The sequence below is a fragment of the Klebsiella sp. RHBSTW-00484 genome (assembly GCF_013705725.1).
Classification (GTDB): domain Bacteria; phylum Pseudomonadota; class Gammaproteobacteria; order Enterobacterales; family Enterobacteriaceae; genus Klebsiella.
This window is the reverse complement of record NZ_CP055481.1, coordinates 4,884,186-4,908,496: the sequence shown is the minus strand read 5'-3', so window position 1 is coordinate 4,908,496 and position 24,311 is coordinate 4,884,186. Positions and strand designations below refer to the sequence as shown.

Below are 24,311 nucleotides of genomic sequence, written 5' to 3'. Positions count from 1 at the left end.
GAGTGATTAAATTCCCTTAGTGGTGGAGAGATAAATGATTAAGAAAACAATTTTTTGCATTCCTTTTTTATTTTTTATATTCATGGTTTATTTTTCCTTGGTTCACTTTGTTGTTTATGGTAAGAATTATGATGCTATAATTACTAATGCACATATTATTATAAATAAACCGCATTGCATTAGCACGTTTTTATCTCCTGAGGATTTAAAGAAAAAATTCTCTTATAAATTATATGAGTGGGTGGCGATTAATAAAATAGATCCTGCGGTGTCTCGCAGTGACAGGAGAGTTATTTTAGTCCCTGATGAACTGTTGCGTGATTATTTTAATGAAAAACAGGGTAGCGATTTTATTAATGATGAGTTAAGTTGTGAATTCATTAGTCAGCGACTTAAAGATCCTTCTTCGAGGTATTATTCTTACAAATACAAAAGGGAGTCTATATTCTTTGGCGGTCTTGGTGATAGAAAGGTTGAGATTTTCATGGGTTTTAATGATGATAAATTATCAAGTGTCTTCGCTCGGGTTTATTGGGGTTATTGATTTATTGTAATGTAATTTTTAATGGAGTAAGGATGCTATGTCTGATAATTTTGAAAGAATAGAAGTGGGTTACAAATGGATAGGGCTGCATTACCATCATAAATATATTGTATATGTAAATACTGAAGGTGATAGATTTGTTGTGAGAGGGGGGCTGAGTATAATAATGAAAATGGCTACGGTAATTTAGTAACATATGATTCAGTATATGATAGACATCATGAAGACTACGATAAAAAACATACTAATCATTATGAAACCATTATAGAAGGGGATGATCTTTCTGATTTTTGGGATAGCATTAAAAATGCTATGGTGGGGTTGAGTGACAAAAAATTATATAGCCCGTTGAATTATAATTCAAATACTGCTGTTGATTTAGCTCTTTGTGCAGCAGGCCTGAATTTACCGCAGGATGATGGTATATGGGATAATTGGGCTCCCGCATCATTGAATGATACTGATTGTAACCCTTTACCCTTAAATATGCCCTTGGATATTTATGGAAATGATTCATCAGGCCCGGATATGGGGGGGCGGAAAATACGTTCAGTCCAATTATCCTCGATCTGGACGGCGACGGTGTGGAAACCCGCTCTTTACAGGCCGAAATATATTTTGACCATGACGGAAATCAGTTTGCGGAAAATACCGGCTGGGTGGGCGCAGATGATGGCCTGTTGGTGCTGGACAAGACGGTAACGGCGTCATCGAAACCGGAAACGAGCTATTCGGCAATTAGGTTTTGCCGATGAAAAAGGAGGAAATGAAAGACCTGTTACTCTGCTTGAGGGGGGGATGGGCGCATTAACAACCAGTCCGGAGATGAATACAGGCGACAAAACCGGAGAGTATTGCCAGCATAGAAATAAAATAATCCACTTTATTGTCTGTTAAAGACTTCATTATGACCAGGCCGCATTGAAGTTATTGGTGTATTCGGCTTGAGTATGGTTATATTTTATTGATGCATTTTTCTTATATGAAATAATCATTGTTTTTCAGGTTGAATAATCTCATTTTTCATTTCATATTACCTTCACTATTACTTTTCATACTAACACGGAGCGTTTATGAATCACTGGCTGATAAATAACAGGTTAGATAAGTTTCTCCTTCTCGGGGCCTTATGTATGACGCCACTTGTCGCGTTTTCCGCGCCTTCACCACAACAACCATCTCCTGTGGTCAGGAGTGAGGCTAAAGTCAGCCCGTTGCCGCTCCGGCAGTTTATGGTCTATGTGGAGACACCGGGGAGATATTACATTTCCATTTTGATGGAAAACCGCATTCCCTGGCGAGAAGATATGTCTCCTGAAGAGATCCGTATATGGGGTATGGAACAGGAAAGAATAACAGGTTTAATTAGTAATATTAAAGGAAGTATATATATATATGATGAGAAACGAGATAAGTCATTATATGAATTTGATTTCAAACCAAGTGATTATATTTCTAAATATTCTGTTTTTGGCCATGATTACATTGGTCTGGGTATGGTTGGAAATTATTTTCCAATAGATAAAGAAGGGTTCTATGCCATACACAGTGAGCTGTATGGCGGTGATGCAGAATATAATGACTATATGTTAACGTTCTCACGCGTTCGTGAAATGACTAAATAACTTAAGGATGAGCGATGTCTTATACGGTCACTGTCAGAAATGACTCACGGTATTGGGATGGCTATGGGCTTATTCATACCTGGCTGGTAATCACTAATGAAAATGGCAGGCATACAGGGTTTAGCTATTTTCGAGCGCCTGATGCTGGCACTAATGGAGTGGTGGATGATTCTGAAAAATTATGGGACAGGCACTATACTGAAAGTGCCACCCTGGAAATATCAAGTCAACAATATTATGTTTTAAGTAATAGCATTGACAAGTTTAAAAAAACACCACCAGATTATAATGTTATCCCCAATGATAAATTTTATAACTGTACCGTAGCAGCAGATGCAATCTTACAAAGTGCCGGAATTAATTATTTAGATGGTGTTCAGACTCCCTACGGTGTCGCTGGCAGAATCAAAGGGTTTTCTGTCGATCTAAGTTTTGCCGATGAAAAAGGAGGAAATGAAAGACCTGTTACTCTGCTTGATGGCTTCAAGATCGCATTAACAGCCGATCTGGGGATAAATATAGGCGACAGAACCTATGATATCGGTATTATTGAAACATCACTGGATGCTATCGATCTTATCAAAGATATGACAGATAGTGCTAATAATAGTATTCGTGAATATATTAATGCCTTGAATATAGAAGCATCCGGTTTTATTAATAATTTGCTACAGCGTTTGTCTGAAGGCCTTGATGCCAGCAAAACGATCGTTAATAACACCATAGATGCTGTTGATGAAAATATTTCAGCAGGTAGTGAGTGGCTCAAAGAGCTGGCCAGTTATTATCACCAGAGTTTACAAAATCTGGCCAATAGCCTGGCTTATTTGCTCAACGGAGGAACGCTTCCTCTGGATATGGTTAAACACTGTTCTCTTCCCCCTGGTGTCTCGTTTCCCGGAATGATGTTACCCGGTTTTATCCCGCCGGGAGCCTGTGGCCCGGATATAGGCGGTGCGGAAAAAACGTTCAGCCCCATTATCCTCGATCTGGACGGCGACGGCGTGGAAACCCGCTCTTTACAGGACGGAATATATTTTGACCATGACGGAAATCAGTTTGCGGAAAATACCGGCTGGGTGGGCGCAGATGATGGCCTGCTGGTGCTGGACAAAGACGGTAATGGCGTCATCGAAACCGGCAATGAGCTATTCGGCAATAATACCCGGCTGAAGGATGGTACGCTGGCGGCCAATGGTTATCAGGCATTGCAGGATCTGGATAGCAACCAGGATGGCGTTCTGAACGCTGAAGATGCAGCCTGGGCGCAGTTGAAGATCTGGCGGGATCGCAACGGCAATGCCCGGACCGACGATGGCGAACTGTTAACAATGGAAGAGGCGAATATTGCCGCCATTGATACACATTATAAGAAATCTTCCTTTGTGGACGAGCAGGGGAATTCGCATAAGCAGACCGGAAATATAACCATGACTGATGGCTCCATTCGCGCCGCCGCCGATGTCTGGTTTGCTACCAATCCTGGTAATACTCGCTATACCGTAGATGTGGATATTTCGCGCAGCGTTCGTGCGCTCCCTTATATTCGCGGCTTTGGCAATATGGCGAACCTGCATGTTGCGATGAGCCAGAATACGCAATTGCGGGAAATGATTGAACAATATATTGCCGACCCGCAGAGAGCTGATGACTTATTGCAGAATATTATCTTCACATGGGCCGGTGTGACTGAGATCGCCACCGATAGCAGAGGCAGCTATATTGATGCTCGTCGCCTGGCCGTGCTGGAAAGCGCGACTGGAGATAATTATCAAAATGTAACTAACGGTACTGTCGATCCGCTGAACAACGCAGCTGCCGTGCTAAAAGATGAGTATCGTCGTTTTGCGGCTTATGTCGAGGCCAGCTTGTTATCGCAAACCATTTATCGTGAGGACTTTACCCATATTGGTTTGCAGATAAAAGCCGATCTCAGCGGGATGACGCTTAATTTTGCCACCTTCGAAAATCATCTGGAGGAATTAAAAAAAACGGATTTCGCACGCTATTTACAGGTACGGAATATTTTTTATAACCAGCTGGAGTACCTGCCAGATTTTGCGCAAGCACGTTCCCGAATCGGGATTGCCGATAATCTATTGTTTATGGGCAATGACGAAAATAATGTCCTTAAGGGAGCAAAGACGAATGATTACCTGTGGGGCGGGGCAGGAAACGATACGTTAAGCGGAAGCGGCGGCAACGATCTTCTGGCTGGTGGTGCGGGTAACGATACGCTGAACGGCGGCTACGGCAGCGATATCTACGTATTTAATGCCGGGGATGGCCAGGACATTATTGAAGAAGATAACAGTTACGACAGCGATATCGACACGTTGCGCTTTGGCGAGGGCCTGCGGGCTGAAGACGCAATCTTACGTCGCAGCGGAGGCGATCTGCTAATTAGCTTCCGTAACAGCAGCGACAGCGTAACGCTGGACGATTATTTCTTCAGCGAGAGCAACCGCTACCGCGTGGAGCAGATTGCCTTTGCCGACGGCACCGTCTGGGATGTTGCAGCGGTAAAAGCTATGCTGATTGTGGGCACGGATAAGGCGCAGACGCTGACCGCCTATGCGCATGGCAGCGAAATCCACGCCAGTGGTGGCGATGATACCGTGAAGGGCGGCAAAGGCGCGGACCAGTTGTACGGCGATGACGGCAATGACAAACTGACAGGCGATGGCGGCAACGATCTTCTGGCTGGTGGTGCGGGTAACGATACGCTGAACGGCGGCTACGGCAGTGATACCTATCTGTTTAATGCCGGGGATGGCCAGGACATCATTGAGGAAAATAACAGTTCCGACAGTGATATTGACACGCTGCATTTTGGCGCAGGGTTGCTGGCGAAAGATGCTGTTCTGCGGCGCAGCGGGAGCGACCTGATGATTGGTTTTCGCCACAGCAGCGACAGCGTGACGTTGGATAACTATTTTTTTAGCGAGAGTAACCGCTACCGCGTGGAGCAGATTGCCTTTGCCGACGGCACCGTCTGGGACGTTGCGACGGTGAAAGCGATGCTGATTGTAGGTACCGACGACGCGCAAACGTTAAGCGCTTTTAGTTACGGCAGTGAAATTCACGCAGGTGGCGGTGATGATATTGTGAAGGGTGGAGACGGAGAGGATCGACTGTACGGTGACGACGGCAACGATACGCTGACCGGCGGCAGCAGTAATGATGAACTGTACGGCGGAGCGGGCGATGATATTCTCGATGGCGGAACCTGGAACGATTTACTGGCAGGCGGTTCGGGTAACGACACGCTCAAAGGCGGTACTGGCAGCGATACTTATTTGTTTAACGCTGGCGATGGCCAGGACACGATCGTTGAAGGCAGCAGCAATAGCGGTAATAGCGATACCCTACGTTTTGGGGATGGATTACTGGCAAAAGATGCGCTCGTTCAGCGCAGTGGCAACGATCTAATTATTGGTTTTCGCAACAATTCCGATAGCGTAACTGTGACGCGTTATTTTTCCTCCGCAAAATATCAGGTGGAAACTATCTCCTTTGCCGATGGTACCGATTGGCTACCCGAAGATATTCAGAGTCATATTGAGCACGATATCCCGCTACCGCTAGCCTCTTCTGTTGAAACGTCGGATTCTCTTCAACGAGTACGCCAGCAAATGGCCGGTTTTCTGGCGGGCGATGATGGCGATGATGAGGGTGTGGGCGATGTAATACCGCAACTCAATACCTCTCGTTCGTCCGTCAGCTCGTTGATGAACGCGTAATCATTAATGTCGCTGGCAAATGTCAGCGATGGTTTTTATCTGGATGTGAATAATTTGTATGTCATCACTAGACAAGGATGTATGGCGTGGATTTAATTTTATTGCCCGCTATTATGGAATTGCCGTCAATATTCCTGCTCTGCAGGAGCAATTTGCTGTTGATGAGCTTCACGATACTACTGTTCAGTTTGTCAGGGCTGTTCGTCATGTCGGGCTAAAATGTAAGCGATTTCGGCGTTTGCAGATAAAAGGGAAGATGGTATTTCCTGCATTGCTTGAATTGCCTGATACAGGGTATGTGATCCTGCTCGCCGCCAGAGAGGGCGAGTGGCTAATCCAGCGAGATGGACAGGCCGCGCCGGAAATATTTACACCGGAGCCGGGCGTTAACTATTCAGGCTTTTTATTTGCCCGGCGTTTTTCACTGGAGCGTCTGAATACCGAGTTTAATTTACGCTGGTTTGCCGATGCGTTCTGGCGCTATAAGAAACTGATTGGCGAAGTTTTGCTGGCCTCCTTTTTTATTCAATTACTGGCACTGGTCACTCCGCTTTTTTTTCAGGTAGTCGTGGATAAGGTTCTGGCCCATCAAAGCCTGACGACCCTGGATGTGCTGGCGCTGGGGATGTTATTTGTCGCGTTATTCGATGTCATCCTTGATGGCCTGCGCAGCTATCAACTGGCGCATACCTCGCAGCGAATAGATGCAACGCTGAGTTCGCTGTTGTACCGCCATCTTCTGGCGCTGCCGCTGACCTGGTTTTTACAGCGCCAGGCCGGCGTTATCGTTGCCCGCGTTCATGAACTCAAAACTGTCCGCGAATTTTTAACGGGCAGCGCGCTAACGCTATGCCTGGATTTACTGTTTACTCTGGTTTTTTTCGCGGTAATGGCGCTTTACAGCGTGCCGCTCACCTTAATCGTTATGGCGTCGCTGATCCCCTATATCATTCTTTCCATTGTGATTACTCCCATATTGCGCAAACGCCTCGATGAACAATTTAAACAGGGGGCGAGGAACCAGGCATTTTTAGTTGAAAGCCTGACCGGAATGGAGTCAGTAAAAGCGCTGGCGGTAGAGAATCTAATGACCCGTCGCTGGGATGAACAAATAGCGACCTTCGTTACCAGCTGTTTCAAAACCCAGAATCTCGGCAATATCGCCGGTCAAATCTCCCGTTTCGTCAGTAAAATCACCAGCGTGGCGATTCTCTGGTATGGCGCGCATTTAGTCATTGAAGCCAAAATGACCGTTGGGGCACTTATCGCATTTAATATGTTCGCAGGGCAGGTTACCGCACCGGTATTGCGCTTAGTACAGTTGTGGCAGGATTTTCAGCAGGTCTCAGTCTCCGTTAAACGACTAGGGGACATTCTTAACGTCCCTACCGAGCATCAGGAGAATAGTTCTTCTCTGGCAGAAGTCAAAGGTGCCATCAGGCTGGCAAACGTGGCTTTTACCTGGCAAACAGGAAGCGCTCCCGTCATTGATGGGGTGAACCTGTCGGTACGTCCGGGCGAGATAATTGGCATTGCGGGTCGTTCGGGATCTGGGAAAAGTACATTAACGCGTCTTATCCAGCGGTTATGCATTCCCGGCTGTGGGCAAATATTTGTCGATGGGATTGATATTGCACAGGTTGATCCGCACTGGCTCAGGAGACAAATAGGTGTTGTCCTTCAGGAAACTCAGCTTTTTAGCGGTACGATCCGTGACAATATTGCGTTGGCGGTTCCTGAGGCCTCTCTGGAATCAGTCATTCACGCCGCCACGCTGGCTGGCGCTCACGAATTCATCAGTGAATTCCCTCTGGGTTATGACACACCAGTTGGTGAGCAAGGAGGGCGACTATCTGGAGGCCAGAAACAACGGCTGGGGATTGCCCGCGCATTGATGTCAGATCCTCGGGTCTTGATATTTGATGAAGCAACCAGCGCGCTGGATTATGAATCCGAGGAAATTATCCAGCGTAATATGGTTGAGATCTGCCGAAACAGAACAGTGTTTATTATTGCCCATCGCCTATCAGCTCTCCGCCCATCACATCGGATAATCGTGATGGAAAAGGGCCGGATCGTTGAACAAGGAAGCCATCATCAACTGCTGGAAGATAATGGTCTCTATTCCCGGCTGCATGCAATCCAGGAGAAGAGTGTATGAACCAGCAAAAATATCGCGAATTTTTGCCCGCCATTCTGGAAATTCAGGAAACGCCGCCCTCGCCGGTTGGGCGTGTGATTATTTGGGTTATTATCACCTTGCTGGTGGTTGCGGCGAGCTGGGCTGCTTTGAGCAGCATTGATATTGTTGCGGTGACGCGAGGTAAAATAGTAGTCAGTGAACTATCCCGCCCCGTCAGCAGCGCGGTGCTGGCAGAGATAGAAAGCGTACTGGTGCATGATGGTATGCACGTTGAAAAAGGGCAGGTTTTGATTCGGCTTAACAGCCGGGCGCTGGATGCTCGTCTTGACGAAAATCGTTTACGGCACAAAAACAACCGCTTTCATATTGCCCGTTTGATGCTGCTTCGCGAACATTTACAGGAAAATAGCGCGGACTCCCAGCTGGCGATAGCTTTTTTTAAAGAAGATGCAGTGCTTGCGCAGCAGCTTTCCGAACGGTTGCTGGCGGAAATCAACAACGATCGCCAGGAGAAAGCCGTACTGCGTAACAAAATGACCGTTCTGCAAGCGCAAAAGGGCAGCTATGAATCACAGAAAGCGCAATCTGAGCGTCTTCTGCCTATTTATCAGGAGCAATATCAGGCGCTGATTACGCTGCACAATAAGCAACTGACCAGTCGGGATAGTATGCTGGAAATGCAAAAACGATTCACGGAGGCTCGTTATGCGCTTGAATCTTCGCAAGCCAGGCTTGTTGAAATGGATGCGAGCTATCGGCAGGCGGAAACGGAATATCAGGCAAGCGTAGCAGCGAAATTACAGCAGGTTGAAGAGATGCTTTCAGAAAAGCAACATGAAAACCAGGTTCTGGAGAAACAGCACCAGGAACTGGGTGCGCAAATTGCGCAGTATACTCTCAGAGCACCAGTTGCTGGCATTGTGGACGCTTTGATGTTTCGCGATCGCGGTGCAGCGGTGGATGCGCCACAGGAACTTTTGCGTATCGTCCCTAAGAATGAAATGCTCAAGGCTGAGGTACTGGTGAGCAATAGCGATGTTGGATTTCTTCAACCTGGTCAGCACGCTACCGTCAAAATCGACACCTTTGATTTTACTCGCTACGGCTGGATATCGGGGCGTTTAAGCCGCATTTCAGCCGATGCGCTAGAAGATAAAGAGCGTGGGCTACTTTACAAGGCGATTATTGAATTAGATAAAAAAGCGTTGACGATTGAGGGCAGGGAAATAGACCTGGAGCCTGGAATGGAAGTCACTGCCGAAATAACAACAGGTAAAAGAACGTTGTTAAGCTATTTGCTTAGCCCGATATCTGAGGCGCTGGATAGCGTTGGCAAGCAGAGATAGATAAGAATAAAGCCGGAGTCATATCGACATCCGGCTTTGTTTTAAAAACGTGGCTTTTATGCCGCTTCAATCTTACGTACTTTCTCCGGCAGCTTTACCGGACGGGTCGCCAGTTCATCCGGGGCGAAGTCGTCGACGTTAATACTACGCAGACGGCTGGTTTCTGCACGGAGCAGAATATCTGCCTCATCCTGATTAATTAACCCTTTTGCCAGCGCGTTATGGGCCAGTTCATCAAGACGGGTAAACGACAGGTTCTTACCCAGCTCTTTGCAAATACGCTGGTGGATGGGGTCTGCTGCCATGACATCAAGCAGAGCCTCTTCTAACAGACCTACCGGATTATGCTCGCTCGGCGTCAAGTACTGACCGCGGCCGATACGAGAACGAGTCGCGCTCGGAACCTGCAGAATTTTCGCTACTTTATGATCCAGCTTGTCTGAAGGGGCCAGATAATGACGCCCGGTCGGGAAGATAGCTACGCGAAGTGCTCCAGCCACCAGGCGATTCGGGAAGTTGACCAGCAGATCATCAATGGCCTGTTCTGCCTGATATAGCGCATCCTGCACGCCCCAGTGAACCAGCGGCAAATCTGCTTCGTTACGCCCTTCATCGTCATAGCGCTTCAGCACCGCAGAGGCCAAATAGAGCTGGCTCAGTACATCGCCCAAGCGCGCTGAAATACGCTCGCGACGCTTCAGACTACCGCCGAGTACCGCCATTGAGACATCGGACAGCAGGGCCAGGTTGGCGCTCAGGCGATTCATATGCTGATAGTAGCGGCGAGTGGCATCGCGGGTCGGTGAACTGCTGGTGAGGCCGCGAGTCAGACCCAGCCAGAAGCTGCGTACTTTGTTGCTACCCACATGACCGATATGTTTGAACAGCAGCTTATCGAATGCGTTAACATCGTTATTCTGCGCGGCGGCCATTTCATCCAGCACGTACGGATGGCAACGAATCGCCCCCTGACCGAAGATCATCATGCTACGGGTGAGGATATTCGCCCCCTCCACGGTGATAGCGATTGGTGCGCCCTGATAGGCTCGCGCCAGGAAGTTACCCGTGCCGAGCATAATGCCTTTACCGCCGGTAATATCCATTGCGTCAATGATCGAGCGCTGGCCGCGGTGGGTACAGTGATATTTCACAATTGCCGATAGTACCGCCGGTTTTTCACCGAGCATAATACCGTAGGTAATCAGCGAGGCTGCGGCATCCATCACATAGGCGTTACCTGCAATACGCGCCAGCGGTTCCTCAATCCCTTCCATTTTACCGATAGAGATTTTGAACTGGCGACGAATGTGCGCGTAGGCACCGGTAGCCATGGCGACGGATTTCAGGCCGCCCGTGGCGTTGGACGGTAACGTGATGCCGCGGCCCACGGATAAACATTCAACCAGCATCCGCCAACCCTGACCGGCCATCGACGGACCACCAATGATGTAGTCGATAGGAACAAAAATGTCTTTACCCTGGGTCGGGCCATTCTGGAACGGAACGTTCAGCGGGAAGTGGCGACGACCGATCTCAACGCCTGGTGTGGCTGTTGGGATCAGGGCACAGGTGATACCCAGCTCTTCTTCACCACCCAGCAGGCGGTCGGGGTCGGAGAGTTTAAACGCCAGTCCCAGAACGGTGGCGATTGGCGCGAGCGTGATGTAGCGTTTGTTCCAGGTCAGGCGCATACCCAGCACCTGTTGGCCCTGCCATTCGCCCATGCAGACCACGCCGGTGTCCGGAATGGCCCCAGCATCTGAGCCTGCTTCCGGGCTGGTCAGCGCGAAGCACGGAATTTCCTGACCGCGCGCCAGACGTGGCAGATAGTGATTTTTCTGCTCTTCGGTGCCGTAATGCTGCAGCAGTTCGCCTGGACCTAATGAGTTAGGTACGCCGACGGTAATCGCCAGAATTCCGGAAACGCCGGACAGTTTTTGCAGCACGCGCGCCTGGGCGAAAGCAGAAAACTCCAGGCCGCCGTACTCTTTCTTGATGATCATCGCGAAGAAGCGATGCTCTTTCAGATAAGCCCACAGCTCCGGCGGTAGATCGGCCATCTCGTGGGTAATTTCGAAGTCGTTCGCCATGCGGCAGGCTTCTTCAACCGGGCCGTCAATAAAGGCTTGTTCTTCAGCGGTCAGGCGCGGCTGTGGGTAGTTGTGCAGCTTCTGCCAGTCAGGGTTGCCGCGAAACAGGTCGCCTTCCCACCAGGTGGTACCGGCATCAATGGCTTCTTTTTCAGTACGCGACATCGGCGGCATAACCTTGCGGAAAGCGCGAAATGCGGGAACTGAAATCATTGATTTACGCATTGGCGCAAAGTTAAAAGGCAGGAGAATGATAGCCAGCGGTACCAGTAGCCAGATATTCCACAGTCCAGCAACGCCGAGTGCCGCAGTCCAGGCAAGCAAAATCGCGCTGCTAAGCAGCAGATTGATTCGGTGATAGAAGAGCGCACCGAGTAAAACAACGGTTGCAACAATACTCAAAATCATCATAAAGAAATGCTCCCTGTCTTGTAGGAGGTCTGACCACTTGTGATGATATGGTTGTAGTGGATGTAATTTGTTTTAGCAATGTGTTTACAAAATAATTACAACATTGCTCACATTGTTGTACGGAAATGCGGCACATAAAATCAAAACCGCAGGGGATAGACCCGTCTGCTGCTTCTCGCTTCGGCGGCTATCCGGTAAACTGCCTGAGTTATCCCACAAATACTGAAGGATTATCCTCATGTACCAGGATCTTATTCGTAACGAACTGAACGAAGCTGCGGAAACGCTGGCTAATTTTCTGCAGGACGATGCCAACATTCATGCCATTCAGCGTGCAGCGGTGCTGCTGGCGGATAGCTTTAAGGCTGGCGGCAAAGTTCTTTCCTGCGGTAATGGCGGTTCTCACTGCGATGCGATGCATTTTGCGGAAGAACTGACCGGACGCTATCGCGAGAATCGCCCGGGCTATCCAGCAATTGCGATTTCAGACGTGAGCCATCTTTCTTGCGTCAGTAATGATTTTGGCTATGAATATGTTTTTTCTCGCTACGTTGAGTCGGTGGGCCGTGCAGGCGACGTGTTGCTGGGGATTTCTACTTCCGGTAACTCTGGCAACGTTATTAAAGCGATTGAAGCCGCTCGCGCTCAGGGGATGAAAGTCATCACTCTGACCGGCAAAGATGGCGGTAAAATGGCGGGCTCTGCGGATGTTGAAATTCGCGTACCGCATTTTGGCTATGCCGATCGCATTCAGGAAATTCACATTAAAGTGATTCATATCCTGATTATGTTGATTGAAAAAGAGATGGTTAAAGCCTGATAAATCGCGGGGGTGACTCCCGTATTGTTGTATGAGGTGATCTATGTGCGAATTGCTCGGGATGAGCGCGAATGTGCCAACAGATATTTGCTTTAGTTTTACCGGGCTGGTTCAGCGCGGTGGCGGAACTGGGCCGCATAAAGACGGCTGGGGCATTACCTTTTATGAAGGTAAAGGCTGTCGCACATTTAAAGATCCACAGCCTAGCTTTCAGTCACCGATTGCTAAGCTGGTACAGGACTATCCCATCAAATCACGTTCAGTCATCGCCCATATTCGCCAGGCTAACCGGGGGATCGTCGCGCTGGAAAATACTCATCCGTTTACCCGTGAACTCTGGGGACGTAACTGGACCTACGCGCATAACGGCCAGTTAGAAGGATATGAGTCTCTGGAGACGGGAAACCTGCAGCCAATTGGTGAGACGGACAGCGAGAAAGCCTTCTGCTGGTTACTGCATAGCGTAACTGAACGCTATCCCAATACGCCGGATGATATGGTCGAGGTGTTTAGATTTATCGCTACGCTTGCCGGAACGCTGCGCGAAAAAGGCGTGTTTAACATGCTGCTGTCCGATGGACGCTATGTGATGGCGTTTTGCTCAACCAATTTATACTGGATCACGCGACGCGCGCCGTTTGGTGTAGCAACGTTGCTGGATCAGGATGTGGAAATCGATTTTCAACGCGAGACCACACCGAATGATGTGGTCTCCGTGATCGCCACTCAGCCGTTAACCGGCAACGAAACCTGGAATAAGATCATGCCAGGCGAGTGGGCATTATTTTGCCTCGGGGACCGTGTAGTTTGATGCGAGCTGCGGCTGGACAACTTCGTGGCTGAGCGGCTTGCTTACCACGTAGCGGCCATCGGCCACTGAGACTACCGGTGGCTTGTGCGTCTGCTGGAAGTAATCATAGCCAGGTTTCAGCTGTTTCCAGAAATCGGTGAAATAGGAAAACTTGTGACGGGCCATGTTGGCATCGGTCATGCGGAAAGGATAAATACTGACCTGGACGCTGGACTGACCGAAGACTAGCGCCCCGGTGACGAACTGGAAAATCTCATCAATACCGGTATCGGTCATGGCATAACAGCCGACTGATACGCACGCGCCGTGAATCATCAGGTATTTACCTTCATAACCGTGCGCACGATCGTAGGCGTTCGGAAAGCCGATATTGATTGCTTTATAGAAGCGACTGTCAGGTTTTAGCTGATTGCGGGAAACGTTATAGAAACCTTCCGGGCTCTTAAAATCGCCCTGACGCTGCTTGGGTCCGAGACCACCGGAGTAGTTGCAGATCCGGTAGCTATCGAGAAGCTGGTAGGTTTCGCCCATTTTGACGTAAAGATCGAGCATGCGCTCTTCTTTAAAGATCTCAATGTAGACCGGTGAGCCCATTAATTGCTGCTTATATTCTTTGCTCATCGGTGTTGTCGAGCTATTACTGCTGAGTAACCCTGCGAATGACACGCATGGCAACAGAAGCATCGCAATAAATAATGCGATTTTGCGCATACTACTTGTTCCTTGATAAAACAAATAACCACATTGCCAGGACGGCAAGAGAGATCCGAAATCAGAGTTTTCTGGATTTAGAGCGCTCACATTAGCATCACGGCAGTTTTTCGCAAGCACGACGTGCTGCGTTTACGTTTTAGTTTCCTGTTATAGCGAATCTCACGGCAAAGCGCAGTCAGAACTTTGCGTAATAGCTCGCATTTTAGAACGACTTAATGGCGGTTTGTCTACAGGCGCAGCTCACGAAATGTTACACTTGGTCTGCTAAATGATCAGGGTAAGAAAGGATGCTTCTCTCCCGTCTTGTGAATCACCTGGACTATGGTGTTCCTTTCTTCCTCTTATTTTTCCATCAATGATGCTGGCCTCGGCCTGATGCCGGGGTTTAAGTAACGGATACCTGCTAACGATATGATTAAAATCACGAAAGGGCTTAATCTGCCCATAGCTGGCATGCCATCACAGCAAATTTCTTCGAAGACTGCGGTCAAACGCGTTGCGCTGTTAGGTGAAGAGTACATCGGTATGCGCCCTTCGATGGCGGTGCGTGAAGGCGACCGGGTGCAAAAAGGCCAACTCCTGTTCGAAGATAAAAAGAACCCTGGCGTGCGTTTTACCGCCCCCGCGAGCGGAATCGTTAGCGCCATTCACCGCGGTGAGCGACGGGTTCTGCAATCGGTTGTTATCGATGTCGAGGGCGATAAGGCCATTCATTTTTCCCGCTATGAACCCGCTGAACTTGCTGGATTGACGCGTGAGAGTGTGCAGCAACAGCTGCTGGAGTCCGGGCAGTGGACTGCATTTCGTACCCGTCCTTTCAGCAAAATTCCAGCTCCGGGCAGCGTGCCAGTGGCGATTTTTGTAACGGCGATAGACACCAACCCGCTAGCAGCCGAACCTCAGCCCATCATCCTGGCCCAGCGCGACGCTTTTGATGCCGGGCTGACGGTGCTGACGCATCTGACTGACGGTCAAGTTCACGTGTGTCAGGCCAGCGGCGGCAAGCTTGGTGGGCATCCTGTTGGGCAGGTGACTTTCAACCAGTTCACCGGGCCACATCCGGCAGGGCTACCCGGAACGCACATCCATTTTCTGGAGCCGGTTAGCCTGAAAAAGCAGGTCTGGCATCTTAACTACCAGGATGTCATCGCTATCGGTAAATTATTCCTCGAAGGGGAAATATATAGCGAACGCATTATTGCCCTCGGTGGTCCGCAGGTAAAAGAGCCTCGTCTGTTAAAGACTTGCTTAGGTGCCAGCCTCGATGAGCTGCTTGTCGATGAACTGCTGGATGATGAAAACCGCGTTATTTCGGGTTCAGTTCTCAGCGGAACCCATGCCCATGGACCCCATGCTTTCCTTGGGCGCTTTCATTTACAGGTCAGCGTGGTGAAAGAGGGGCGTGAAAAAGAACTGTTCGGCTGGGTGATGCCGGGGAAAGATAAATTCTCCATTACCCGCACCACGCTTGGTCATTTCCTCAAGCATAAGCTGTTTAACTTCTCGACGGATACCCACGGTGGCGAGCGGGCTATGGTGCCAATTGGTAACTATGAGCGCGTGATGCCGCTGGATATTTTGCCCACGATGTTGCTGCGAGATTTGCTGGCGGGTGATACCGATAGCGCGCAGGCGCTGGGCTGTCTGGAGCTGGATGAGGAAGACCTGGCACTGTGCACCTACGTATGCCCCGGCAAATATGAATTTGGCCCGGCGTTGCGCAGTGTGTTAACCCAGATTGAGCAGGAAGGATAAGTGATGGGCTTAAAGCAACTGTTTGACAAACTTGAGCCGCACTTTACGCATGGCGGCAAGCTGGAAAAATACTATCCGCTGTTCGAAGCGACGGCGACCCTGTTTTACACTCCGGGGCAGGTGACGCGCGGTGCGGCGCATGTCAGAGACGCCATCGACCTCAAGCGGATGATGATTCTGGTGTGGTTTGCGGTTTTCCCGGCGATGTTCTGGGGAATGTATAACGTTGGTCAGGAAACTATCCCGGCACTGCATAAATTATACGGTGCTGAACAACTGCAGCAGGTTATCGCCGGGAACTGGCACTACAGCATTGCACAATGGCTGGGGGTGAACTTCACTGCTGATGCCGGTTGGCTCAGCATGATGACTCTGGGGGCGATATTCTTCCTGCCCATCTACATCACCGTGTTTCTTGTCGGCGGATTCTGGGAGGTTCTGTTTGCTATCGTGCGTAAGCACGAAATAAACGAAGGCTTCTTCGTTACCTCAATTCTGTTCGCGCTGATAGTGCCGCCTACTCTGCCGCTGTGGCAGGCCGCATTGGGGATCTCATTTGGCGTTGTTATTGCCAAGGAGATTTTTGGCGGCACCGGGCGCAACTTCCTTAACCCGGCGCTGGCTGGGCGCGCTTTTTTATTCTTTGCCTATCCGGCGCAAATTTCTGGCGATCTGGTGTGGACCGCGGCGGATGGTTTCTCCGGCGCAACGCCGCTATCTCAGTGGACGAGCGGTGGTGGTGAATCACTGGTTAACGTTATTACCGGCCAGCCGATCGGTTGGATGGACGCCTTCCTGGGCAATATTCCTGGCTCGATTGGCGAAGTCTCGACGCTGATGATTCTCATCGGCGGTGCAATTATCATCTTCGGTCGCGTGGCCTCCTGGCGCATTGTCGCTGGAGTGCTGATCGGTATGGTTGCCACCGCGACCCTGTTTAATTTCATTGGCTCTGATACCAACCCGATGTTTGCCATGCCGTGGTACTGGCATCTGGTGCTTGGCGGTTTCGCCTTCGGCATGATGTTTATGGCCACGGACCCGGTATCCGCGTCCTTTACGGATAAAGGAAAATGGAGTTATGGCCTGCTTATCGGCGTGATGTGCGTGCTGATTCGCGTGGTCAACCCGGCCTATCCGGAAGGGATGATGCTGGCGATCCTCTTCGCCAACCTCTTCGCGCCGCTGTTCGATTACTTGGTGGTGCGGGCCAATATTAAGCGGAGGAAGTCGCGTGGCTGAGAATAAAAGTAACGATAGCATCGGCAAAACGCTGCTGGTGGTGCTGGTGCTTTGTCTGGTCTGCTCCATCGTGGTCGCCGGTTCTGCCGTGGGGCTGAAGTCGCGCCAGCAGGAGCAGCGCGCGCTGGATAAACAGCGCAATATCCTGGCGGTTGCAGGGCTGATGAAGCAGGGGATGAATGCAGATGAGGTGGCTGGCATTTTTAATGCCCGCATCTCTCCACGATTAGTCGATTTAGCCACTGGTGAACTGCTGGATAAAGATCCGAGCAAGTTTAATCAGTCCCAGGCGCTGAAGGATCCGCAGCAGAGCATACAGTTGGAAGCCAGTCAGGACCCGGCCGGAATCAAACGCCGCAGCAATATTGCCGAAATTTATCTGGTGCGCGATGAGAAGCAGCAGGTTCAGGAAGTCGTATTGCCAATTTACGGTAACGGCCTGTGGTCGGTGATGTATGCCTTTGTTGCGCTGGAAACCGATGGCCGTACGGTTAAAGGGATTACTTATTACGATCACGGTGAAACGCCAGGGCTGGGCGGGGAAATAGAAAACCCGAACTGGCGTCAGCAGTTTGTTGGTAAACAGGTACTTGACGACAAAGGCATGCCAGCGCTGAAAATAGTAAAAGGCGGTGCGCGTCCGGGTGACGTTCATGCTGTTGATGGTCTGTCAGGCGCAACGCTGACCGCGAACGGTGTCCAGCATAGCTTTGATTTCTGGATGGGCAAACTGGGCTTTGGTCCATTCCTGAATAAGGTGCGCGAAGGGGAGCTGAATAATGGCTGATTTGGGCGACATGAAAGAAATGAAGCGTGTGCTGGTGGGGCCGCTTATCGCTAATAACCCCATTACTCTGCAGGTTTTGGGCGTGTGTTCTGCACTGGCTGTAACCACCAAGCTGGAAACCGCTTTTGTTATGACCATCGCGGTAACGCTGGTTACGGCATTCTCCAGCATGTTTATCTCTATGATTCGTCACCATATTCCTAACAGCGTGCGCATCATTGTACAGATGGCGATTATCGCCTCGCTGGTTATTGTGGTTGACCAGCTGCTACGTGCCTTTGCCTATGAGACCTCGAAACAGCTATCAGTGTTTGTCGGGCTTATCATCACTAACTGTATTGTGATGGGGCGGGCGGAAGCCTATGCCATGAAGTCGCCGCCGCTGGCGAGTTTTATGGACGGTATCGGCAACGGTCTGGGATATGGTGCGATTCTGTTGATTGTCGGCTTCCTGCGCGAACTTATTGGCAGCGGCAAACTGTTTGGCATCACTGTGCTGGAAACGGTGCAGAACGGCGGCTGGTATCAGCCAAATGGTATGTTCCTTTTGGCACCGAGCGCATTCTTCATTATCGGTTTGTTGATTTGGGCCGTGCGCAGTTGGAAGCCTGAACAGCAGGAAAAGGAGTAACCGATTATGGCTCATTACATTAGCCTGTTTGTCCGCGCTGTGTTTGTTGAAAACATGGCGCTGGCTTTCTTTCTGGGGATGTGTACCTTCCTCGCGGTATCGAAAAAAGTCTCGACCTCCTTTGGACTTGGCATTGCGGTAACGGTCGTGCTTGGTCTGGCCGTGCCTATCAATAACCTGGTGTATAACCTGGTGCTACGCGACAGCGCATTGGTAGAGGGCGTTGACTTAAGTTTCCTCAACTTCATCACCTTTATCGGGGTTATCGCCGCGCTGGTGCAGATTCTGGAAATGATCCTCGATAAGTACTTTCCGGCGCTCTACAACGCGCTGGGGATATTCTTACCGCTGATCGCCGTTAACTGCGCGATTTTTGGCGGTGTCTCATTCATGGTGCAGCGTGACTATAACTTCACCGAATCCATCGTGTACGGTTTTGGCTCTGGTATTGGCTGGCTATTGGCGATTGTGGCGATGGCCGGCATCCGTGAAAAAATGAAATACGCAAACGTGCCCGCAGGCCTGCGCGGGTTAGGGATCACCTTTATTACCACGGGTCTGATGGCACTGGGCTTTATGTCATTCTCCGGTGTGCAGCTATAAGGGCGGAAAGTATGGAAATTATTCTTGGCGTTGTGATGTTCACGCTGATCGTCCTGGTGCTATCAGGGTTGATACTGGCCGCGCGTTCAAAACTGGTGAATGCTGGTGATGTGGTCATCGAAATTAATAACGAGGCGGATAAACAGATCCGTACTCCGGCGGGTGATAAGTTACTCAACACACTCTCCAACAACGGTATTTTCGTTTCATCCGCCTGCGGTGGCGGTGGTTCCTGCGGTCAATGCAGGGTGACGGTGAAAGAGGGGGGCGGCGATATTCTGCCGACCGAACTTTCCCATATCACCAAACGTGAGGCGAAAGAGGGCTGCCGCCTGGCCTGTCAGGTCGCGGTGAAGCAGAACATGAAAATTGAGCTGCCGGAAGAGATCTTTGGAGTTAAGAAGTGGGAATGCGAGGTTATCTCTAATGATAATAAAGCCACTTTTATCAAAGAGCTGAAGCTGCGCGTGCCGGATGGTGACGAGGTTCCATTCCGCGCGGGTGGTTATATTCAGATTGAATGTCCTTCGCACAAGGTCGCTTATGCCGACTTTGATGTACCGGATGAGTATCGCGGCGATTGGGATAAATTTAACCTCTTCCGCTACGTTTCTGACGTAAAAGAGCCGACTTTGCGCGCTTACTCAATGGCTAACTATCCGGAAGAGAAAGGCATTATCATGCTTAACGTGCGTATCGCGACGCCGCCGCCGAAAGTACCTGACGCGCCTCCAGGCATTATGTCTTCGTATATCTGGTCGCTGAAAGCGGGCGATAAGGTGACGATTTCCGGGCCGTTTGGTGAATTCTTTGCCAAAGAAACGCAGGCTGAAATGGTATTTATCGGCGGCGGTGCTGGAATGGCGCCGATGCGTTCGCATATTTTCGATCAGCTTAAGCGTCTGCACAGCACGCGTAAAATTAGCTTCTGGTACGGTGCTCGTTCTCTGCGAGAAATGTTCTACGATGATGAATTCGAGCTACTGGCGCGAGAGAATCCAAACTTCACCTTCCATGTGGCGCTTTCCGATCCGTTGCCGGAAGATAACTGGACCGGCCATACTGGCTTTATTCACAACGTCCTGTATGAAAACTATTTGCGCGATCACCCGGCACCGGAAGATTGTGAATTTTATATGTGTGGCCCGCCGGTCATGAACGCTGCGGTGATTAAGATGCTCAAAGATCTCGGCGTTGAAGATGAAAACATCATGCTGGATGACTTTGGAGGCTGATGATGTTGACGGTATTTGTGGCGACCTTTGTTATTTTCGCGCTGGTTATTCTGGGGATGTCGCTGGGATACCTGATCAAGCGTAAAAGTATTCAGGGCAGCTGTGGCGGGATCTCCTCGCTGGGGATAGAGAAAGTCTGTGACTGCCCCGAGCCTTGCGATGCGCGTAAACGGCGAATAGCGCGTGAAGAGCAACGCCAGCAGAACCGAATTCTGTAATTTCTTCAGTTTCCACCCGGCCGAGCGTAGCGACGCCGGGTTATTCCTCATCACAATATTCATCGCCGCTTACAACACATCTCTTCTCAACATCTCGATTTTTGCTGTATACTTATCCAGTGGTCAGTGAGGGCTAACTATGCGCAAAATCATCCATGTTGATATGGACTGTTTCTTCGCGGCGGTTGAGATGCGCGACAATCCGGCGCTGCGCGATATTCCTGTCGCCATTGGCGGTAGTCGGGTACAGCGCGGCGTTATCAGTACCGCCAACTATCCGGCGCGTAAATTCGGCGTGCGCAGCGCCATGCCGACAGCTACTGCTCTCAAACTTTGCCCGCATCTGACCCTGCTACCCGGTCGTTTCGATGCTTACAAAGAAGCCTCAAATCATATCCGGGAGATTTTTTCCCGCTACACTTCGTTAATCGAACCGTTATCTCTGGATGAGGCCTATCTTGACGTCAGCGACAGCGTACTTTGCCTGGGCTCAGCGACGCTGATGGCGCAGGAGATCCGTGAAACCATTCATCGTGAACTAAATCTGACCGCCTCCGCCGGAATTGCGCCGGTAAAGTTCCTCGCTAAAATCGCCTCGGATCTTAACAAACCCAACGGCCAGTTTGTCATTGCGCCGCATCAGGTGGCGGAGTTTGTCAAAACATTGCCGCTGTCGAAAATCCCTGGCGTCGGCAAAGTTTCTGCCGCAAAGCTGGAAAGCATGGGGCTGCGAACTTGTGAAGATGTGCAAAACAGCGATCTGGCGATGTTGCTTAAGCGCTTTGGTAAATTTGGTCGGATATTATGGGAGCGCAGTCAGGGGATCGATGAGCGAGAGATCAACAGTGAGCGGCAGCGCAAATCGGTTGGCGTCGAGCGCACTCTGGTGGAGGATATCCACGAGTGGGCGGAGTGTGAGTCGATTATTGAAAATCTCTACCCTGAGCTGGAACGACGTCTGGCGAAGGTAAAGCCGGATTTGCTGATTGCCCGCCAGGGAGTCAAACTGAAGTTTAATGATTTCCAGCTCACCACGCAGGAACATGTCTGGCCCCGGTTGAATAAAGATGACTTGATCAGCACTGCTCACAAAGCCTGGCAAGAGCGGCGAGGTGGCCGGGGAGTGAGGCTGGTGGGGCTGCATGTGACGCTTCTTGACCCACAGCTTGAGAGACAATTAGTTCTGGGATTATAACGATGCTGAAAATAAGACCTTACGAGGCGCATGACTTTTCTGCGCTATGCGCCATCTTTTTACGGGCCGTTAAAGAGACCGCCAACGCTGATTATTCCTCACAGCAAATTGCCGCCTGGGCGCAGGTTGATGAAGTTCGCTGGCGACAGAAAATAGCCACCTCGCAGGTGCTGGTGGCGGTAAAAAATGAATCGCCCGTTGGGTTTATTACTGCCGTTGATGACTATATCGATTTACTGTTTGTCTCGCCTGACTATAGCCGTCAGGGAATTGCCAGCGCGCTGCTCAATGCATTGTTTATACAGTTTCCTGAACGTATTTGGACGGTGGAAGCCAGTATTACGGCAAAAGCCTGCTTTGAACGTCATGGTTTCAGCGTTGTAGAGAAACAGGTGGTGGAAGCACGCGGTGAATGTTTTCTTAATTATCTGATGCGGCGACAAATCGTCTTGCAATAAAAATTGCGCCTGATTACTATACGTGCGCTTTCACCTAATTTATTAACTGCAAAGGAGGTTCACCATGAAAATACATTCTCAGAACGCACTTTGCAGACCTTCCCAGGAATAACTCTCTTTTTTGCCCTGGTAACGTCTGCCACATCCTTTATTTATTTTTTATATGGATTGGTATATGGGCAATAATGTTCATTATACGTCTGATAATATTTCTTATATTGCTTCAGACGATCTGTGGATCGAAGGTTTAGCGATCCAACAATTACACACTACGGCAAATTTACCCCACATGCATCGCGTGGTGGGAATGCCTGACTTGCATCCTGGTCGCGGTTATCCGATTGGCGCGGCCTTTTTCTCACGTGGTCATTTCTACCCGGCCCTGGTGGGGAACGATATCGGCTGCGGCATGGCGCTGTGGCAAACGGATATCCTCGGGCGGAAATACAACGCGGATAAGTTTGAGAAAAAACTGGCCGCTATGGATGACGTTGCTGAAGAACGCTGGCTGGATGAGCACCTGCCGGAAAATCTTATCGCGCACCCCTGGCGCAGCGCGCTGGGCTCCATTGGCGGCGGCAACCATTTCGCCGAACTGCAACAGGTGGATCAGGTCGTCGATAGCGAGCGTTTCCAGCAAGCCGGTCTTGACGCTCAGCATCTGCTGCTGTTGGCGCATAGCGGCTCTCGCGGACTGGGGCAATCTATTCTGCAACGCCATATCACGTCTTTTTCGCACGATGGTTTACCCGAAGGGAGCGTGGCGGCAGCGGATTATCTGGCGGAGCATAACGATGCCCTGGCTTTTGCTCGAGTCAATCGCGAACTGATTGCTACCCGTATTTTGCAGCAGGTTCGCGCGACTGGGCAGCGCGTGCTGGATGTTGCGCATAACTTTGTCGAGCCGTGTTCTGTTAGCGGACAACAAGGCTGGCTACATCGCAAAGGGGCGACGCCGGACGGTAGTGGTCTGGTGATTATTCCGGGTTCACGCGGCGACTACAGCTGGCTGGTTCAGCCCGTTATCAGCGAAGAAACGCTGCATTCGCTGGCCCATGGGGCGGGGCGTAAATGGATGCGTACCGAATGCAAAGGGCGACTATCCGCTAAATACAGCCCGGTGCAGATGGCACGCACCGAACTGGGAAGCCGGGTGATTTGCCGCGATCGACAGCTGATCTACGAAGAAGCGCCGCAGGCGTATAAATCAGTTGAAAGCGTACTGGAGTGCCTGGTGCAGGCTGGGCTGGTTGAGCCGGTCGCTCGTTTGCGTCCTCTGCTGACGCTGAAAACCAGCGGAGGGAAAGGCGCATGATTTTATTGCAACTCTCTTCTGCCCAAGGGCCAGATGAATGTTGTCTGGCGGTAAAAATGTCGTTGGATCGGCTAATGCAGGAAGCAACTGAGCAGCGGGTTTCTCTGACGCTGCTGGAAAGCGAGCCGGGTCGACATTCCGGTACGCTGCGTTCGGCTCTGCTTTCGCTGGATGGCGACGCCGCGTTTGCCTTAAGTGAAAGCTGGTGCGGCACTCTAAAGTGGATTTTCCCCAGCCCGTTCAGGCCCAATCACGGGCGTAAAAACTGGTATGTTGGCGTAGGAAGTTTTTCCAGCGACGAGCAGGAGCGGTCCGGAGAGATTCGCTTTGAAACGCTACGTTCTTCCGGCCCCGGTGGGCAGCATGTAAATAAGACCGACTCCGCAGTGCGCGCCACGCATCTGGCGAGCGGGATCAGCGTGAAGGTGCAGTCGGAACGGAGTCAACATGCCAATAAACGGCTGGCGCGATTGTTAATTGCCTGGAAGCTGGAACAGCAGCGGCAGGATGATAGCGCAGCGTTGAAATCTGAACGGCGAATGTTTCATCATCAGATTGAGCGCGGCAATCCAGTGCGGACGTTTAGCGGGCGGTAATTAGCTAGTCAGTATGAACAAAAAGGTCC

General features: G+C 50.3%; 20 protein-coding genes. 18 read left to right on the top strand and 2 right to left on the bottom strand.

The features are described from left to right. Positions 1–34: 34 nt before the first annotated feature. From HV213_RS23105 to HV213_RS23065, 5 genes are all read left to right on the top strand, one after another. On the top strand, positions 35–544 hold the full coding sequence (locus HV213_RS23105) for a hypothetical protein (protein ID WP_181483467.1): 510 nt from the start codon (positions 35–37) through the stop codon (positions 542–544). 1,073 nt (positions 545–1,617) lie between these two features. Beyond that, entirely contained in the window at positions 1,618–2,169 is a 552-nt protein-coding gene (locus tag HV213_RS23100; RefSeq protein ID WP_181483466.1) for a hypothetical protein, read from the top strand. Between the two features lie 587 nt (positions 2,170–2,756). After that, positions 2,757–5,912: a calcium-binding protein gene (locus tag HV213_RS33375; protein WP_327021768.1), complete on the top strand. Its 3,156-nt coding sequence runs from the start codon at positions 2,757–2,759 to the stop codon at positions 5,910–5,912. Between the two features lie 58 nt (positions 5,913–5,970). Beyond that, complete coding sequence (locus HV213_RS23070; RefSeq protein WP_181483465.1) at positions 5,971–8,073, top strand: type I secretion system permease/ATPase; 2,103 nt, start codon at positions 5,971–5,973, stop codon at positions 8,071–8,073. Further along, entirely contained in the window at positions 8,070–9,401 is a 1,332-nt protein-coding gene (locus tag HV213_RS23065; RefSeq protein WP_181483464.1) for an HlyD family type I secretion periplasmic adaptor subunit, read from the top strand. The genes HV213_RS23070 and HV213_RS23065 overlap by 4 nt, the downstream gene beginning before the upstream one ends. A 56-nt stretch (positions 9,402–9,457) precedes the next feature. Here the strand turns inward: HV213_RS23065 and fadE are convergent, their stop codons facing one another. Next, a complete protein-coding gene (fadE, locus tag HV213_RS23060; protein WP_181483463.1) occupies positions 9,458–11,902 on the bottom strand; it encodes an acyl-CoA dehydrogenase FadE in 2,445 nt (814 codons plus the stop codon). Between the two features lie 238 nt (positions 11,903–12,140). Between fadE and lpcA the strand changes: the two genes are divergently transcribed. Beyond that, on the top strand, positions 12,141–12,722 hold the full coding sequence (lpcA, locus tag HV213_RS23055; protein WP_112214005.1) for a D-sedoheptulose 7-phosphate isomerase: 582 nt from the start codon (positions 12,141–12,143) through the stop codon (positions 12,720–12,722). A gap of 43 nt (positions 12,723–12,765) precedes the next feature. After that, positions 12,766–13,533: a class II glutamine amidotransferase gene (locus tag HV213_RS23050; RefSeq protein ID WP_181483462.1), complete on the top strand. Its 768-nt coding sequence runs from the start codon at positions 12,766–12,768 to the stop codon at positions 13,531–13,533. Here HV213_RS23050 and dpaA read toward each other — a convergent pair. Beyond that, on the bottom strand, positions 13,504–14,244 hold the full coding sequence (gene dpaA, locus HV213_RS23045; protein WP_112214007.1) for a peptidoglycan meso-diaminopimelic acid protein amidase: 741 nt from the start codon (positions 14,242–14,244) through the stop codon (positions 13,504–13,506). The genes HV213_RS23050 and dpaA overlap by 30 nt on opposite strands. Positions 14,245–14,658: 414 nt before the next feature. Between dpaA and HV213_RS23040 the strand changes: the two genes are divergently transcribed. The 11 genes from HV213_RS23040 to prfH all read left to right on the top strand — a co-directional run bounded on the left by HV213_RS23040 (position 14,659) and on the right by prfH (position 24,282). After that, a complete protein-coding gene (locus HV213_RS23040) occupies positions 14,659–16,002 on the top strand; it encodes a Na(+)-translocating NADH-quinone reductase subunit A (RefSeq protein ID WP_181483461.1) in 1,344 nt (447 codons plus the stop codon). 3 nt (positions 16,003–16,005) lie between these two features. Further along, positions 16,006–17,244 (top strand): NADH:ubiquinone reductase (Na(+)-transporting) subunit B, encoded by a 1,239-nt coding sequence (locus tag HV213_RS23035; RefSeq protein WP_181483460.1) that lies wholly within the window; start codon positions 16,006–16,008, stop codon positions 17,242–17,244. After that, positions 17,237–18,031, top strand: coding sequence for a Na(+)-translocating NADH-quinone reductase subunit C (locus HV213_RS23030; RefSeq protein WP_181483459.1), 795 nt, complete (start codon positions 17,237–17,239; stop codon positions 18,029–18,031). Before HV213_RS23035 ends, HV213_RS23030 begins: the two co-directional genes overlap by 8 nt. After that, entirely contained in the window at positions 18,024–18,662 is a 639-nt protein-coding gene (locus tag HV213_RS23025) for an NADH:ubiquinone reductase (Na(+)-transporting) subunit D (RefSeq protein WP_110273895.1), read from the top strand. The genes HV213_RS23030 and HV213_RS23025 overlap by 8 nt, the downstream gene beginning before the upstream one ends. Before the next feature lie 6 nt (positions 18,663–18,668). Continuing rightward, positions 18,669–19,265, top strand: coding sequence for an NADH:ubiquinone reductase (Na(+)-transporting) subunit E (gene nqrE, locus HV213_RS23020; RefSeq protein ID WP_181483458.1), 597 nt, complete (start codon positions 18,669–18,671; stop codon positions 19,263–19,265). 11 nt (positions 19,266–19,276) lie between these two features. Continuing rightward, positions 19,277–20,500 carry an NADH:ubiquinone reductase (Na(+)-transporting) subunit F gene (gene nqrF, locus HV213_RS23015; RefSeq protein ID WP_181483457.1) on the top strand — a complete coding sequence of 408 codons (1,224 nt, stop codon included), beginning with the start codon at positions 19,277–19,279 and terminating at the stop codon, positions 20,498–20,500. A 2-nt stretch (positions 20,501–20,502) separates the two neighbouring features. Next, a complete protein-coding gene (nqrM, locus tag HV213_RS23010) occupies positions 20,503–20,718 on the top strand; it encodes a (Na+)-NQR maturation NqrM (protein WP_167492892.1) in 216 nt (71 codons plus the stop codon). A gap of 139 nt (positions 20,719–20,857) precedes the next feature. Further along, complete coding sequence (dinB, locus tag HV213_RS23005; protein WP_181483456.1) at positions 20,858–21,913, top strand: DNA polymerase IV; 1,056 nt, start codon at positions 20,858–20,860, stop codon at positions 21,911–21,913. Between the two features lie 5 nt (positions 21,914–21,918). Beyond that, on the top strand, positions 21,919–22,371 hold the full coding sequence (locus HV213_RS23000; RefSeq protein ID WP_442788172.1) for a GNAT family N-acetyltransferase: 453 nt from the start codon (positions 21,919–21,921) through the stop codon (positions 22,369–22,371). 175 nt (positions 22,372–22,546) lie between these two features. Beyond that, positions 22,547–23,686, top strand: a complete 1,140-nt coding sequence (locus HV213_RS22995) for an RNA ligase RtcB family protein (RefSeq protein ID WP_181483454.1) — start codon at positions 22,547–22,549, stop codon at positions 23,684–23,686. After that, a complete protein-coding gene (gene prfH, locus HV213_RS22990) occupies positions 23,683–24,282 on the top strand; it encodes a peptide chain release factor H (protein WP_181483453.1) in 600 nt (199 codons plus the stop codon). Before HV213_RS22995 ends, prfH begins: the two co-directional genes overlap by 4 nt. The last annotated feature ends 29 nt before the right edge of the window (positions 24,283–24,311 follow it).

Excerpts from the sequence above, each read along its gene's own strand:
- HV213_RS23105 (WP_181483467.1), top strand. The coding sequence starts at position 35 with ATGATTAAGAAAACAATTTTTTGCATTCCTTTTTTATTTTTTATATTC.
- HV213_RS23100 (WP_181483466.1), top strand. The coding sequence starts at position 1,618 with ATGAATCACTGGCTGATAAATAACAGGTTAGATAAGTTTCTCCTTCTC.
- HV213_RS33375 (WP_327021768.1), top strand. The coding sequence starts at position 2,757 with ATGACAGATAGTGCTAATAATAGTATTCGTGAATATATTAATGCCTTG.
- HV213_RS23070 (WP_181483465.1), top strand. The coding sequence starts at position 5,971 with ATGTCATCACTAGACAAGGATGTATGGCGTGGATTTAATTTTATTGCC.
- HV213_RS23065 (WP_181483464.1), top strand. The coding sequence starts at position 8,070 with ATGAACCAGCAAAAATATCGCGAATTTTTGCCCGCCATTCTGGAAATT.
- fadE (WP_181483463.1), bottom strand. The coding sequence starts at position 11,902 with ATGATGATTTTGAGTATTGTTGCAACCGTTGTTTTACTCGGTGCGCTC.
- lpcA (WP_112214005.1), top strand. The coding sequence starts at position 12,141 with ATGTACCAGGATCTTATTCGTAACGAACTGAACGAAGCTGCGGAAACG.
- HV213_RS23050 (WP_181483462.1), top strand. The coding sequence starts at position 12,766 with ATGTGCGAATTGCTCGGGATGAGCGCGAATGTGCCAACAGATATTTGC.
- dpaA (WP_112214007.1), bottom strand. The coding sequence starts at position 14,244 with ATGCGCAAAATCGCATTATTTATTGCGATGCTTCTGTTGCCATGCGTG.
- HV213_RS23040 (WP_181483461.1), top strand. The coding sequence starts at position 14,659 with ATGATTAAAATCACGAAAGGGCTTAATCTGCCCATAGCTGGCATGCCA.
- HV213_RS23035 (WP_181483460.1), top strand. The coding sequence starts at position 16,006 with ATGGGCTTAAAGCAACTGTTTGACAAACTTGAGCCGCACTTTACGCAT.
- HV213_RS23025 (WP_110273895.1), top strand. The coding sequence starts at position 18,024 with ATGGCTGATTTGGGCGACATGAAAGAAATGAAGCGTGTGCTGGTGGGG.
- nqrE (WP_181483458.1), top strand. The coding sequence starts at position 18,669 with ATGGCTCATTACATTAGCCTGTTTGTCCGCGCTGTGTTTGTTGAAAAC.
- nqrF (WP_181483457.1), top strand. The coding sequence starts at position 19,277 with ATGGAAATTATTCTTGGCGTTGTGATGTTCACGCTGATCGTCCTGGTG.
- nqrM (WP_167492892.1), top strand. The coding sequence starts at position 20,503 with ATGTTGACGGTATTTGTGGCGACCTTTGTTATTTTCGCGCTGGTTATT.
- dinB (WP_181483456.1), top strand. The coding sequence starts at position 20,858 with ATGCGCAAAATCATCCATGTTGATATGGACTGTTTCTTCGCGGCGGTT.
- HV213_RS22995 (WP_181483454.1), top strand. The coding sequence starts at position 22,547 with ATGGGCAATAATGTTCATTATACGTCTGATAATATTTCTTATATTGCT.
- prfH (WP_181483453.1), top strand. The coding sequence starts at position 23,683 with ATGATTTTATTGCAACTCTCTTCTGCCCAAGGGCCAGATGAATGTTGT.